The organism is Exiguobacterium sp. s43 (assembly GCF_018617255.1).
GTDB classification, from domain to species: Bacteria; Bacillota; Bacilli; order Exiguobacteriales; family Exiguobacteriaceae; genus Exiguobacterium; species Exiguobacterium profundum.
The window spans coordinates 976,803-990,864 of record NZ_JACSJT010000001.1 but is presented as its reverse complement, the minus strand read 5'-3'; the positions used below and the strand labels follow the sequence as shown (position 1 = coordinate 990,864).

Here is a 14,062-nt window from a genome sequence, read left to right as displayed (position 1 = left end):
AATCCAGTCTCCTCCTTAACCGAAACGGCCAGAAATATAGTCTTCCGTCCGTTTGTCAGATGGATTCGAGAAAATCTTATCTGTCGCATCGAACTCGACAACTTCTCCATTTAAGAAGAATGCCGTTTTATCCGAAACACGGGCAGCTTGTTGCATGTTATGTGTCACGATGATGATTGAATATTGTTCTTTCAACTCTTGTACCAATTCTTCCACTTTGAGTGTAGAGATCGGGTCAAGGGCTGATGTCGGCTCGTCCATTAAGATGACATCCGGCTCGATCGCTAACGTACGCGCGATACAGAGACGTTGTTGTTGTCCGCCTGAGAGACCGTACGCATTCTCATTCAATCGATCTTTTACTTCATCCCAGATTGCCGCACCACGTAATGAACGCTCGACAATTTCATCGAGTACTTTCTTATTTTTGATTCCGTGCGTCCGCGGTCCGTATGCCACGTTGTCATAGACCGATTTTGGGAACGGGTTCGGTTGTTGGAATACCATCCCGACCGAGGTACGCAAATCTTCCACCTTGTATCCGCGATCGAAGATGTTACGACCATGATACAAGATTTCACCGTTCGTCCGAACCGATGGAACGAGTTCGACCATACGGTTTAGAGTCTTAATGAACGTCGATTTCCCGCACCCAGATGGTCCGATGATTGCCGTGACTTCATTCTTTTTAATATCGAGGTTGACGTCAATCAAAGCCTGGTCTTCTCCATACCACAAGTTCAAATTGTTGACGACATAGGCGCTATCTTTTTTCATCTCAGTCGTTGTCGGTTCTGTCGTAGTTGTGTTCACGTTTTGATCTCCTTTGTTGAGCTCTTGTTGTTTCATCATCTCGAGCTTCCTCCTCATTCATCTGCAAAAAAGACTTAGTGTCGATTTGTATATTTGTTTCGAATATAGATTGCAACCGAGTTCATCGCGATGAGCATCGTCATAAGTACGATGATCCCTGCTGCCGCTAAGTTTTGGAACTCTGCTTGTGGTCGGCTCGTCCAGTTGTAAATCTGAATCGGGAGGGCCGTGAAGTCAGAGAAAATGTTACTCGGTGTTGTTGAAATGAATGTTGCCGCTCCGACCATGATGAGTGGAGCCGTTTCACCAATCGCCCGGGAAACCGCTAGGATAATTCCCGTGATAATTCCTGGTAGCGCCGAAGGTAACACGACGTTAAATGTCGTCTGCCACTTCGATGCCCCGAGTGCTAGCGAAGCGTGTCGTAATTCCATTTTGACTGCTCGTAGCGCTTCCTGTGAGGCCACGATGACAATCGGCAAACTCATGAGACCGAGCGTCAAGGCGCCAGCCATAACCGAGTTCCCTAATTCCATGACTCGAACGAAAATCGTCAATCCAAGTAATCCGAATACGATTGACGGAACGCCTGCCAAGTTCGAAATGTTGACTTCAATAAACGAAGTCATGCGATTTTTCGGAGCGTATTCTTCCAAGTAAATTGCCGCTCCAACACCGATGACAAACACCATCGGTACGATCAATAGCATGAGCCATAACGACCCAATCAACGCAGGATATAATCCAGCCTGTTCAGGACGGCGCGACGGGAAGTTGCGCAAGAAATCGAGGTCGACCCATCCTGCGCCCTTTGACACGATGTCATAAATCAACGTCGATAAGACAACGAGCGCAAAGACAAGTCCCGCCAAAAAGATGTACTTAAATATTTCATTCAATTGTAAACGTCGTTTAATTCGTTGAGACACGGTCTCACGATTCATCAAGTTCTTCGTATTCTTGAACTCACTGTTCGGTAAAGCCATATTAGTACTCCTCTCTGAAGCGGCGCGTCACCCAGTTTGCGAATAAGTTCATCAATAGGGTAAAGACGAACAACAACGCACCGACCGCATAGATACTGTAATATTCGATTGTGCCGTAACCTGCATCACCTTTGGCGATTTGAACGATATACGCTGTCATCGTCTGAATCGCATTGAGCGGGTTGAACTCGAAGTTCGGCTGTGAACCACCAGCAATGGTTACAATCATCGTCTCCCCAATCGCACGGCTCATTCCGAGAACGATAGAGGCGATGATTCCAGACGTCGCAGCAGGCATGACAACTTTCGTTGCCACCTCAAGACGTGTCGCACCTAAACCGAGTGCACCGTCCCGAATTTTCTTCGGAACAGCACTCATTGCATCCTCAGAAATCGAGGCAATCATCGGAATAATCATAATCCCGACGACAATCCCTGGGCTTAGTGCATTGTAAATTTGAAGTCCTGGGATGAGTGCTTGCAGAATCGGTGTAATGAATGACAGGGCGAAGAAACCGAATACGATGGTCGGCACACCGGCCAACACTTCTAGAATTGGTTTCAATACACGTCGTGCCCGTTCAGAGGCGTATTCACTTAAATAAATCGCAGACGCCAAACCGAGTGGGACGGCTACAATCATCGCAATCACAGTAATTTGGAGTGTTCCCATGACAAGGGCCCATACCCCGAAGCGCTGATCTGCACTAAGTGGGTACCATTCTGTCGATCCTAAAAATTCTGCGACAGGGACTCGTTCAAAGAACTTGAATAGCTCAAAGCCTAGTGTGAACGCAATACCAATGGTCGTGACGACCGATACGAATGCGCTCAAGAATAATAAGAACGGCATGATTTTATCAAACACGTTCGTCGTACTATATTTCTTTTGTTTATTTTGTTGAATCATCTCTCGAATCGAAAGCTTATTGTTCGGTTCATTCATCTCGTGTATCGCTCCCTACCTCTTCATACTAGAAAGCATGGCGAGAAGGCGAGACCGTGTCTCACCTTCTGCCACCTATCATCTTATTCTCCAGCGATTTCGTCGATCATCTTCATGTTTTCGTCGTAACGCGCTTGTTCCATACCGACATATCCTACTTCTTCAGAGAGCGCACCTGCGTTTTCGTTCATGAAGCGTGCGAATTCTGCAACTTGCTCTTTGTCTTTCAACGAAGCGTTGTTGACGTACGTGTAGATTTCACGTGAGAGTGGATAAGAAAGATCATTGATTGTTTCTGGAGTTGGCTCTACACCCTCGACTGCCATGGCACGAAGCGTGTCTTGGTTTTCGATGTAGTATGCATATCCGAAGAATCCGATTGCACCTTCCGTTCCAGCTACACCCGTGACGAGGACGTTGTCATCCTCTGACAATTGTGCGTCTTCACGAATGTCCGTATCGTCAAGAACGGCTTCATTGAAGAAGTCAAATGTACCTGAGTCTTTACCTGGTGCGAAGAATGAAATCTCCTCATCTGGCCAGTCAGAGCGAACGTCTTTCCATGTTTTTACGCTTGTGTCCGTCCACATCTTATTCAATTCTTCAATCGTGATATCTTGTGCCCAATCGTTCGCTGGGTTTACAACGAGCGAAAGTCCATCAAGTGCAACCGAGAGTTGCGTGAATTCCACACCGTTTTTCTCAGCTTCGGCTGCTTCTTCTTCTTTGATTTCACGTGATGCGTTCGAGAAGTCTGTCTCTCCCGTCACGAAACGTTTGAAGCCACCACCCGTACCAGAGACACCGACTGTCACTTCAACTTCTGGTTGTTCAGCTGAAAATTCTTCTGCGACTGCTTCCATGATTGGGAATACAGTTGATGATCCATCCATGACCACTTTTCCTGAGAGCGCATCGCCGCCTTCAGCAGCGCCACCTTCTTCATTGTTCCCACAAGCAGCACCTACGAGTGCGACTGAAGTGATTGAAGCGAGTAAAGCTGATTTTTTCATCCAAGACATTTGTGACGTCCTCCTTGAGTTTGCTTTGATTTTTGTTGTGGATTTGTTGTTCTGTCCTACAATTAATATCCTAATGAACTTCTATTAACGAGAAATAAACGGAACGTAAAAGAATTGTAAAGACAAAAAAAGAAGTCACCGAAGTGACTTCTTTTACTGAAGCATTGCATTGACGTCTTCTAGATTAAAGTAAGCTTTCATGATGTCGTGCGCGACACGCGTATTGATTCCTTCCGCCTCAAGTCCAGGCATGATGATCGCCCAAGCGATTTCCGGATCATCGAACGGTGCCCAACCGACATGGTTTGAGTTCAATGTCTTAATCGGTTCTCCGTTCGCATTTCGTTTCGCCTGACCATCTGCCCCTTCCGCGATTGCTTGAGCAGTTCCGGTTTTACCTGCAGCCGTCATACCGGTCTCCTGTAAAATGCGAGACGAACCGGACGCAGATTCAACCCCTTGACGATATCCTTCACGGACACGTTGAATGTATTCATCCTGGATATCGACTTTATTCAACGCATTCGGTTGGAACGTGCTCACGACTTGCTTATTGTTCTCATCAAGCGAACCCGGCTCAATGATTTCTTTCAGCAAGTGTGGTTGTACACGATAGCCACCGTTCGCCAATGCTGACGTATATTGCGCCAATTGAATCGGAGTATAAGAAATATACTGTCCGATCGACATATCCATTAGAAGCGTGACGCGGTCCGGGATGCTACGGAATCCGGTCGACTCAAACGGCAAGTCGATCCCTGTTTCGATTCCGAGACCGAATTGTTTATAGTAGTGTTCCATCGTTTCGAACGCCTGCGTGACATTTTCCCCGACAATTTGACCTGTCGAGTAATAATCAGCCAGACGCAAAGCAATTTGGAACATATAGATATTCGATGACATCGCGAGTGCATCTAAGTCGTTGATGTTCCCCATATTCCGGTAGGAAGCTTTCACTGACGAACCAATCCGAATCGGAGCATCATAAATATATTCTCCCGGTTTCACGACACCTTCTTCGAATCCATAGGCGACCGTCGCCCCTTTGATGGTTGATCCGATTTGGCTGGCGCGAAGAACCGTTCCGGTCGATACATCCTTGAATTCGTTCGTTTCCAAATCGAGTTCTTGTCCAGATAAGGCGAGCAATTCACCCGTTTGTGGATTCATGACGACAGCGAATGCTCGGTCGAAATGAGGACTTCCAGAGCGCCCTGCGCGAATCGCCTTTTTCAAGATCTCATCGATTTCTTTTTGGAACTCGATGTCGGTCGATAAGACGATGTCTTTCCCTGGATTCCCACTCACTCGTGTCGGTTCACCGACCGGCTCCCCTTTATACGTCGTGAACACATCATAGGCCGGCGTTCCCCGAAGGACGTCTTCATACTGTTGTTCCAAGTAGGAGGTACCAACCCGGTCGTTCAACCCGTAACCCTTCGCCTGATAAGATGCACGTTGTTCCGCCGGAATTTGACGATAACTTCCTAGGAAACTCTTGAACGTCTCATCATACGGATAATCCCGTTGATAGTAAGGTTCGACACTCACTCCAGGCAACTGCTCTAAGTTCTCTTCGATGACCGCCATCTCTTTCGGGCTTGCACCGATTTTGATGACCTGTGGGTCGAGTGCATAGCCACTCTCCATATTGTGTTTAATGGCGATGATTTCTTCTGTCGCATCATCAAACGTGATCTCTTCTTCGGTGATTGAATCAAGCAAGAGCCGGTCCACGTCTTGGTTAGACAATGCGGCTCGCTCCTCTTCCGATAATTCTTCCAATAACGCTTGAGTCCGTTCTTGCGCCAATTCCGGATTCGTTGCAATCCAGTAATCCTTTCGGTCTCGCTCCGTCATTTTACGGTCTTCTTTTGGAATGTCGACGATTTCCGCCAATTTTTTCGCGACGTCTAAACGTTCATCCGTCTTTGTCACTTGAGAGCGGCGATACATGACCGAGTAGTTTGAAATCGTATCCGCCAGCACTTGACCGTTCCGGTCGTAGATTTTACCTCGCGGCACTTCATATTTGATTTTACTCGACTCCGTTTTCTGTACTTCCCGAGCAATCAGTTCACCATTCACGATTTGTACGACACCCAATCGAAAAATGAGGGTCGCAAATAGAATGAAGACGATGAAAAATAGTAAATTTAAGCGTAACGGTAAGTGGTTTCGCCGTTTTTTCGGCACTTTTACCCGATTTTTTGCCAAGTCCGTTTACTCCCTCCACGTTCATTTCCTTCTATATTATAGAGGACAGGAATCCCTGTCGTTTTGTCCGAATTTCACTATATCATAATTTGTTTACAAATTAATGAAAACCACAAAAAAACCCGAGATTCGTATAAGAACCCCGGGTAAGACCAGTTTATTTTGCGTCAGCGTATAATTTCGCCACATAATCCCAATCGATGACATGGAAGAATGCGTTGATATAGTCAGGACGACGATTTTGGTAGTTCAAGTAGTACGCATGTTCCCATACATCAAGACCGAGGATTGGCGTAACACCTTCCATGATTGGTGAGTCTTGGTTTGGTGTAGACGTGACTTCGAGTTTCCCGTTCTTCACGACGAGCCAAGCCCATCCTGAACCGAAACGAGTCGTTGCAGCTTTCGTGAATTCGTCTTTGAACGCATCAAAGCTACCGAACGACTCATCGATTGCAGCAGCGAGATCGCCAGACGGTGTGCCGTTCTCATTTTTCTTCAAGAGCTTCCAGAAGAACGAGTGGTTCCAATGACCTCCACCGTTGTTGCGGACAGCTGTTTGAATGTCAGCAGGAAGCGAATCGATTTTTTGAAGCAAGTCTTCGAGTGAAGAGTACTCCACATCTTTTCCTTCGAGTGCATTGTTTACGTTTGTGACGTAAGTGTTGTGGTGTTTCGTGTGGTGGATTTCCATCGTGCGTGCATCAATGTGTGGTTCGAGTGCATCATATGCGTAATCAAGTTGTGGTAATTCAAATTTAGCCATTACTAAAATCCCCCTTAAAAGTGTTTTGAACAACGTTCGTCTTAAATGTAACAGATATGTGACGGTCGACTCAATTGTAATGCTTTATTCGACATCTTCTTCTGGCAATGCCCAAACTGAAATCGACCCCGCCGACACTTTAAATACCCCAAATCCCTCTTCATCAATCTCAATTCGATCATTCAATGTATTCGTTAAATCGACCCATGTTTCACCGGCACGTTCTTCCCCGACAAACATTCTCTTTTCAGATTCATCAGAAGTTGAAATGAGGACGGCACATCCGGAACGTTCGATTTCCTCCACACCTTTTCGTACCCACCCGATGACGTTTGCATCATCAAAGTAATCATCCTGCTCCCCGTACGCTTTCTCTCGGCGCGCATATAGGAGCGTATCAATGGCGAGCTTCATCCCATCAGTCGGGTGAGGACCGTCTATACCGTAGTAATCGCCATAGAAGACACATGGATAACCATCTTTACGAAGTAAGACAAGACCATAGGCGATTTGCTTGAACCAATCTTTCACCCATGACTCAAGCGCCTCCTCGGGTTGTGAATCGTGATTATCTACGAACGTCACGGAATGAAGCGGGTGTGACTGAACGAGCGTATCATCAAAAATGGTTCGCATGTCAAACGCGGCCCCTTCCTCCGAGGCTTGATGTAATTTGTAATGGAGCGGGACATCGAATAAATCGACATGGTAATCGATATTATCGAGAAATTCACGACAGGCATCAAGGTCAGATTTCCAAAACTCGCCGACAAAATAGAATTGGTCACCTTTCTCTTCCCGCATCGTCTGACTGAACTCTTTTACAAAGTCATAGTTGATGTGTTTAATGGCGTCAAGACGGAATCCATCACATTTCGTCTCCTCGATGAACCATTTCCCCCAATTCAACACTTCTTCACGCACATCGGGATGGTGGTAATCGATGTTCGCAAACATTAAATAGTCATAGACACCGAATTCATCGTCGACGTTATCATTCCATCTTTTGTTTTCTCCAACAATAAAGAAAATACCGGAACGATCAGTCGCCGCATCATAATCCGTTCCGTTAAAGTGCGTGAAGTCCCATTTGAATGAAGAGTATTTCCCATCACGAGCTTCGTAATCAAATTTTGTCCATCCCTCGATTTCGAACGCTTCATCTGAAAGGACTTTCGTACGGTCGTCGGGATCTACTTCTAACACTTCAAACTTCTCGGTCGCATCCGCCCCGGCTTTATGGTTCATGACGACATCCATATAAATCTGCATCCCGAGTTCTTGTTGGCAATAGGCTGTCGCTTCAAGTAGTTCTTTTTTCGTACCGTATTTCGTGGCAATCGATCCTTTTTGATCGAACTCACCCAAATCATATAAGTCATAGATTCCATAACCGGTATCTTGATCACTTTGCCCTTTTGTGACAGGTGGTAGCCAAAGTGCAGTGATTCCTGCTTTATTTAAGTCGGCTGCTCTCTCTTTTAGTCGCTTCCAATGCTTTTGATCTGCCTCGACATGCCATTCAAAAAATTGCATCATGGTGTGGTTTCGTTCCATTTTGTCCGCCTCATTTCATATTTTTCAAAAAACAAAATGCTAACGAGTATTTACCCAGCAATTTTAGATTGAAAACAAAAAAGCGACGTTCACATTGTGACGTCGCTTACGAATGGACCCTGTAGGACTTGAACCTACGACCGGACGGTTATGAGCCGTCTGCTCTAACCAGCTGAGCTAAGGGTCCTTATAAATAGCGGCGGAGGGAGTCGAACCCACGACCTCACGGGTATGAACCGTACGCTCTAGCCAGCTGAGCTACACCGCCATGTTGTTATACAGTAATAATATACTGAATATGTCTTGGAGTGTCAAGGAGTATTCCTTGCCGAATAAGAAAAAGCACCCCAAATTTCATTTGGAGTGCTTCTGATTTATACGGTTACTTCGTTTGCATCTTCAAGTGTGATTTCCGTGATGTTCATAGCATGGTCACCGATTCGCTCCAAGTTCGAGAGCATATCGACGAAGAACATACCTGCTTGTCCATCGCAAGCACCCGTGTTCAAACGAACGACGTGGTTCTTACGGAATTGACGCTCGAGCATGTCGAGTTTCGCTTCCATTTCAATGACTTTACGTGCTTCAATCATGTCGCCGCTCCCCAACGTTTGAAGAGATTTCTCTAATGTCGCACGTGTGAGGTCGTACATTTCAGTCAATTCTTTTTGTGCATCTGCCGAAAGCGTCACTTTCGTAGCTGTCTTATAATCAATCAACTCGATGATGTTCTCAACGTGATCACCGATTCGCTCGATATCGTTGATGGCATGCATGAGTGTTTTGTGTTCTTGAGATTCTTGTTCTGTCAAATCAACAGCAGCCAATTTCACGAGGTAATCTGTAATTTTCGCATTCAACGAGTTCAATGCTTCTTCGATATGTGCCGACTTTTCAGCGTGCTTCTTGTCGCCAGTCGTCAAATAGTTGCGTGCTTCATCGAGACCGAGTTTTGCGAAATCTCCCATGCGGATGACTTCGTATTTCGCTTGCTCGACTGCAATCGATGGTGACTGTTGAATGAAGATCGGGTCTAAATGTTGTGCTTTCGTATCGACGATTGAGTCTTCACCAGGAACCAACTTCGTCACGATCCAAGCAATCGTTCCGATGAACCAGAACTGGATGAAAGTGTTGACGACGTTGAACGTACCGTGTGCGAATGCGATTTGCATCTTATCTTCAATCGCCAAGAGTTCTGTGATCCAATAGATATAGTTTGTGAACGGAACTAACAAGATCATAAAGATTGTCGTACCGATCAAGTTAAAGATGACGTGTGCCGCTGCTGCACGACGTGCGGCAACTGATGCACCAATCGATGCCAAAATCGCTGTGATCGTTGTTCCGATGTTATCTCCGAACAATACCGGTAAAGCAGCACCTAAATCGATGGAACCACCAGCATATAGTTCTTGCAAGATTCCGATCGTCGCAGACGATGATTGAACAATCACGGTAAATACTGTACCAACGATAACACCGAGGAACGGGTTGTCACTCATTGATTGCGTCAAGTCGATGAAATATTCACTTGAACGAAGTGGTTTCATCCCACTTCCCATTAATTCAAGTCCATAGAACAACATCCCGAAGCCAAAGAAGATTTGACCAAGGTGTTGTAATTTTTCTTTTTTAAAGAAGAACAACAATACTGCACCGATTGCAATGATTGGAAGCGCATATGCACCAACATCGAATCCGATGATGAACGCCGTCACCGTCGTCCCGATGTTCGCCCCCATGATGACCCCGATTGCTTGACGGAGTGTCATGAACCCGGCGCTAACAAGTCCGACCGTAATGACGGTTGTACCTGAAGATGATTGAATCAATACAGTAACGATAATCCCGGCGAGTACCCCAAGGAATGGATTCGTTGTATACTTATCAAGGATGTCTCGCAGGCGATTCCCTGCAGACTTTTGGAGTCCGTCTCCCATCGATTTGATCCCGAAGAGGAAGATCCCTAGACCTCCAAAAAACATGAATAACATTTCTTGCAAATTGTATTCCACGATTTTTGTACTCCTTTTAATTAAGAATTGGTTGGATTTGCTTGGTTTTTAATGCCCTACTCATTATGCCTTCATCGGTAGTATCATGTAAACACGTTTAATGTAAAAGTTTTATTAAAACACTGTACCACTTCATGCATCTTATCGACTTCTGTAATACAACAGATTGGAGTTTTTAGTATGTTGTCCACTATTTTGACGTTCCTTCGGACAAGTCTTGTCCCATCTAAGCAAGTATTGCGTCTTCGTTTAGCCCCGCTCCATGCCTATATGGGAGCCACTCTCGTGTTGACGCTTCTGATCACTGTCTTGGACTTTATTGTGATTCGTCCTGATTTTTTCGTTCCGATGTGGCTATTCTTACACGGATTCGCCATTTTCTTTTTCTATTTACTTTGGGTCGCCATCATGGCTTTATATGTTCAGTTGGTTACAAAAGTCTACTCGAAAAACATGTGGGCCTACCGTCAAGCTTGGCCATATGCCGTGGCGATGACATTCGTCCCTACCGTTATATTAGTGGTGTTGTACCACATGAACCCGTCTCTTATATGGATTGGTTTCATCATTGGACTCGGATATATCACCTACCCTTTAACGAAAGTGCCAAAAAAAAAATAACGACAAGCGTCTTCGTAAACGCTTGTCGTTATTTTTATGCCGGAGAAAGTTCCTCGAGCGTCTGATTCAGTGCTTCACTTTGGTCACTCAAGTCAGTACCTGCAGACTGTAAGGCAGACTGCACATTGGACCATCGTTCGACACCGTCGTTCAGCTCGAATAACTTTCGTTCGAGTAACGAACTGATTTCTCGCAACCGCTCATTCGATTCGATTAATTGCAAGAGCTGTCTCCCCGTATGTGACGTTTGATCCGAGATGGACTGAAACTCATCTAACTGAACTTTGATTTCATGATCGATTGTTCCGATTCCTATCTCTACTCGATAAACAGCATCTTTTAATAGATGCACTTCTTTGATAAAGTCATTGACTTCAAACAACAGGTCCTTTCGTTCTTCGTTCAATGCTTCGATTGCATCTACCGCGAGAAGTGTCGCTTCATTCGTCATTTTTGCTAACTTCCCAACTTCATTGGCAACAACAGCAAATCCTTTACCATGTTCTCCTGCGCGGGCTGCCTCAATCGATGCGTTAAGCGACAACATCTTCGTAGCTGTCGACACCGATAGGATACTCTTTAGCGCCTCATCCGCTTTTGAAGAGTTCGACTCACTCTCTTCAAGCTTTTGTTGAATACTCTCCACTTGTTGCTCAACATAATCACTCGCCTCTTTCACAGAATAGAACGTTTCAAGTTCTTCATGTAATATGGATTTCAGTCGATTGCCACGGTCGTCCACACTCGAAATTTGATGTTCCAGCATTTCGATTTGTTGTGTCACTTCTCTCATTTTGAATGTAGAATCGCTTGTCACCGACTGATATGAATGACTCGTATGTTCTACCGTAACCGCAACTTCACGGAATTGTTCAACCTGATGATGGCTGTTCATCAGTTCTTGTTGGAAGATTGGAAGACTTTGATGAAATGCACTCGCTGTCTTCCCCATCATATCCATGGACTGATTCCATAATTGAATGAACGTGTTGAACTCGGTTTCGAGTATATGGATTTCTTTGGATTTCGCTCCAAGTGCCACGTCATCGAAACGACGCGTTTCAACGGCACGGCGCAATGAATGGGCCAATACACTCAACGGTTTGACTTCACGATGAATCAATCGCGAAAAGAGGATGGCCATCCCAATCATCGCAATGAATAAAATGAACGTGATATATTTTCGCAGTTCAGTCATTGGACCAAGCGCAGATTCTTTCGTGACAACGAGAACGTAATCTGCTTTTAGCTCAGGGATCGAGACCGATGCCATTAGTAAACCATCTGTCTCTTCTACTTCAGATGTTGTCGTTTGTGAAACTTTCCCTACAATCTGCTCTGTTTTCATTCCTTTTGACCCACTCAATTGCTCAACAGACTCTCCACGTACTAAAAATTGCGCTGCTTCAAAATCATCTCCCGATAGAATAGAAGCTTGTTGCATATAAGTAGATTTTAATGACCGGTTGAGTTGCTTCTCGTTTGCTACATATGCACTGTACGACGTCTTCACCGATTCTCGCATGACCGTAACTTCTCGCATAAGGCGCTGCTCGATTTCTGCGGACAATAGTTGTTCAGACTTTAGGGCGAACCAGCTAAACGTCACGATAAAGACAAGTAATATGATTGGCATGAGCGTCCATTGGAGGCGGTGCCCTATTTTAAAATGACGATTTAGTCGAGCGTTTCGTCCCGTACCCTTCATTTGATTGCGCTTGAAATTCATCTTCACGTTAAGCCACCTCTTTTTCTAATCTCGCCTATATATCGGTCTTGAGACGGTGGAAAATTATGAAGTAGATGTTAAGATAGCGTTAGAGTTTGTAAAGAGCACACATCCGTCACGCATCCTAGATGCTTTTTCACATTCTTTTCGTTATGATAATGAAGAAACCTTATCATCTTAAATCGATTGGATTCTTTCCAAAAGAAGGAGATTACGTATATGTCAGAAATTTTGCATCGTTCATTAACACGTCCGGTCCGCGTCGGTAACTTGATTATCGGAGGATCGAACGAAGTCATTATTCAATCTATGACCACTACGAAAACGCATGACGTCGAGGCAACAGTCGCCGAAATCAAGCGTCTTGAGGAAGCTGGTTGCCAAGTCGTTCGCGTGGCTTGTCCAGACGAACGTGCAGCTGACGCACTTGCAGAAATTAAGAGCCGCATCAATATCCCGCTCGTCGTCGACATCCACTTCGACTACAAGCTTGCTTTAAAAGCCATTGAAAGTGGCGTCGATAAAATCCGGATTAACCCGGGTAACATCGGTCGTCGTGAGAAAGTAGAGGCCGTCGTCAATGCGGCGAAAGCAAAAGGGATTCCAATTCGAATCGGTGTCAACGCCGGCTCATTAGAAAAACAATTCCTTGAAAAGTATGGATATCCGACCGCGCAAGGTATGGTCGAGAGTGCGATGCACCACGTGAAGATTCTCGAGGATCTCGGCTTCTATAACACGATCATCTCGCTCAAAGCTTCAGACGTAAACCTTGCACTCGAAGCCTACACACTCGCTGCGAAGACGTTTGATTATCCTCTTCACGTCGGCATCACAGAGTCAGGTCCACTCTTCTCCGGTTCACTTAAATCGGCTGCAGGACTCGGTGCGATTCTCTCTCTTGGAATCGGTTCAACAGTTCGAGTTTCACTTTCAGACGACCCGGTTGAGGAAGTAAAAGTTGCGAAAGAAGTGCTCAAGTCATTTGGACTTGCAGCAAATGCCGCGACTTTGATCTCTTGTCCAACATGTGGACGAATTGAAATCGATTTGATTTCGATTGCAAAAGAGGTAGAAGAATACATCCAAAACATCAACGTCAACATTAAAGTTGCCGTTCTCGGATGTGCGGTAAACGGTCCTGGTGAGGCTCGTGAAGCGGACATCGGAATCGCAGGCGCACGTAATGAAGGACTTCTCTTCCGTCACGGAAAGATCATCCGTAAAGTGCCTGAGGCGACGATGGTCGAAGAATTGAAAAAAGAAATCGATGCGATCGCTGCTGAAAAAATGGCGGAACGTGAGCGCGAAGAACAAGAGCTCGCAAACCAATCAAATTAATGAATCTCATGCCCGTACGGTTGCAACCGTACGGGTTTTTGATAGA

Annotated in this window: 11 protein-coding genes and 2 tRNA genes; 2 read left to right on the top strand and 11 right to left on the bottom strand. The window is 45.4% G+C overall.

Annotated features, from left to right (window positions below):
• Window positions 1-15: 15 nt before the first annotated feature.
• The 10 genes from pstB to KNO79_RS04990 all read right to left on the bottom strand — a co-directional run bounded on the left by pstB (window position 16) and on the right by KNO79_RS04990 (window position 10,325).
• Window positions 16-777 carry a phosphate ABC transporter ATP-binding protein PstB gene (gene pstB, locus KNO79_RS05035; RefSeq protein ID WP_251125293.1) on the bottom strand — a complete coding sequence of 254 codons (762 nt, stop codon included), beginning with the start codon at window positions 775-777 and terminating at the stop codon, window positions 16-18.
• Between the two features lie 110 nt (window positions 778-887).
• The gene (gene pstA, locus KNO79_RS05030) at window positions 888-1,799 is read right to left on the bottom strand and encodes a phosphate ABC transporter permease PstA (protein ID WP_159562479.1); all 912 of its coding nucleotides are present in this window, start codon (window positions 1,797-1,799) and stop codon (window positions 888-890) included.
• Window position 1,800: 1 nt separating this feature from the next.
• Window positions 1,801-2,745, bottom strand: coding sequence for a phosphate ABC transporter permease subunit PstC (gene pstC / locus KNO79_RS05025; protein WP_012726614.1), 945 nt, complete (start codon window positions 2,743-2,745; stop codon window positions 1,801-1,803).
• Window positions 2,746-2,828: 83 nt separating this feature from the next.
• The gene (locus tag KNO79_RS05020) at window positions 2,829-3,767 is read right to left on the bottom strand and encodes a PstS family phosphate ABC transporter substrate-binding protein (protein WP_196430860.1); all 939 of its coding nucleotides are present in this window, start codon (window positions 3,765-3,767) and stop codon (window positions 2,829-2,831) included.
• Window positions 3,768-3,920: 153 nt separating this feature from the next.
• Window positions 3,921-5,984: a peptidoglycan D,D-transpeptidase FtsI family protein gene (locus KNO79_RS05015; RefSeq protein WP_214690753.1), complete on the bottom strand. Its 2,064-nt coding sequence runs from the start codon at window positions 5,982-5,984 to the stop codon at window positions 3,921-3,923.
• Between the two features lie 157 nt (window positions 5,985-6,141).
• Entirely contained in the window at window positions 6,142-6,750 is a 609-nt protein-coding gene (locus KNO79_RS05010; RefSeq protein ID WP_074033338.1) for a superoxide dismutase, read from the bottom strand.
• A gap of 84 nt (window positions 6,751-6,834) precedes the next feature.
• A complete protein-coding gene (locus KNO79_RS05005; protein ID WP_196430863.1) occupies window positions 6,835-8,307 on the bottom strand; it encodes an alpha-amylase in 1,473 nt (490 codons plus the stop codon).
• A 113-nt stretch (window positions 8,308-8,420) separates the two neighbouring features.
• Window positions 8,421-8,494, bottom strand: a tRNA-Ile gene (locus tag KNO79_RS05000).
• A 7-nt stretch (window positions 8,495-8,501) separates the two neighbouring features.
• A tRNA-Met gene (locus tag KNO79_RS04995) sits at window positions 8,502-8,575 on the bottom strand.
• A gap of 106 nt (window positions 8,576-8,681) precedes the next feature.
• Window positions 8,682-10,325 carry a Na/Pi cotransporter family protein gene (locus KNO79_RS04990; protein WP_214690752.1) on the bottom strand — a complete coding sequence of 548 codons (1,644 nt, stop codon included), beginning with the start codon at window positions 10,323-10,325 and terminating at the stop codon, window positions 8,682-8,684.
• A gap of 180 nt (window positions 10,326-10,505) precedes the next feature.
• Between KNO79_RS04990 and KNO79_RS04985 the strand changes: the two genes are divergently transcribed.
• The gene (locus KNO79_RS04985; protein ID WP_214690751.1) at window positions 10,506-10,946 is read left to right on the top strand and encodes a hypothetical protein; all 441 of its coding nucleotides are present in this window, start codon (window positions 10,506-10,508) and stop codon (window positions 10,944-10,946) included.
• A gap of 34 nt (window positions 10,947-10,980) precedes the next feature.
• On the opposite strand, the gene KNO79_RS04980 is transcribed toward KNO79_RS04985, so the two are convergent.
• Entirely contained in the window at window positions 10,981-12,675 is a 1,695-nt protein-coding gene (locus KNO79_RS04980) for a methyl-accepting chemotaxis protein (RefSeq protein WP_251125295.1), read from the bottom strand.
• Window positions 12,676-12,894: 219 nt separating this feature from the next.
• On the opposite strand from KNO79_RS04980, the gene ispG reads away from it, so the two are divergent.
• Window positions 12,895-14,016 (top strand): flavodoxin-dependent (E)-4-hydroxy-3-methylbut-2-enyl-diphosphate synthase, encoded by a 1,122-nt coding sequence (gene ispG / locus KNO79_RS04975; RefSeq protein ID WP_012726622.1) that lies wholly within the window; start codon window positions 12,895-12,897, stop codon window positions 14,014-14,016.
• Window positions 14,017-14,062 lie beyond the last annotated feature (46 nt).

What these genes read in the sequence shown, in the direction of transcription:
- pstB (WP_251125293.1), bottom strand. Translation starts at nt 777, where the DNA reads ATGAAAAAAGATAGCGCCTATGTCGTCAACAATTTGAACTTGTGGTAT.
- pstA (WP_159562479.1), bottom strand. Translation starts at nt 1,799, where the DNA reads ATGGCTTTACCGAACAGTGAGTTCAAGAATACGAAGAACTTGATGAAT.
- pstC (WP_012726614.1), bottom strand. Translation starts at nt 2,745, where the DNA reads ATGAATGAACCGAACAATAAGCTTTCGATTCGAGAGATGATTCAACAA.
- KNO79_RS05020 (WP_196430860.1), bottom strand. Translation starts at nt 3,767, where the DNA reads ATGTCTTGGATGAAAAAATCAGCTTTACTCGCTTCAATCACTTCAGTC.
- KNO79_RS05010 (WP_074033338.1), bottom strand. Translation starts at nt 6,750, where the DNA reads ATGGCTAAATTTGAATTACCACAACTTGATTACGCATATGATGCACTC.
- KNO79_RS05005 (WP_196430863.1), bottom strand. Translation starts at nt 8,307, where the DNA reads ATGGAACGAAACCACACCATGATGCAATTTTTTGAATGGCATGTCGAG.
- KNO79_RS04985 (WP_214690751.1), top strand. Translation starts at nt 10,506, where the DNA reads ATGTTGTCCACTATTTTGACGTTCCTTCGGACAAGTCTTGTCCCATCT.
- KNO79_RS04980 (WP_251125295.1), bottom strand. Translation starts at nt 12,675, where the DNA reads ATGAATTTCAAGCGCAATCAAATGAAGGGTACGGGACGAAACGCTCGA.
- ispG (WP_012726622.1), top strand. Translation starts at nt 12,895, where the DNA reads ATGTCAGAAATTTTGCATCGTTCATTAACACGTCCGGTCCGCGTCGGT.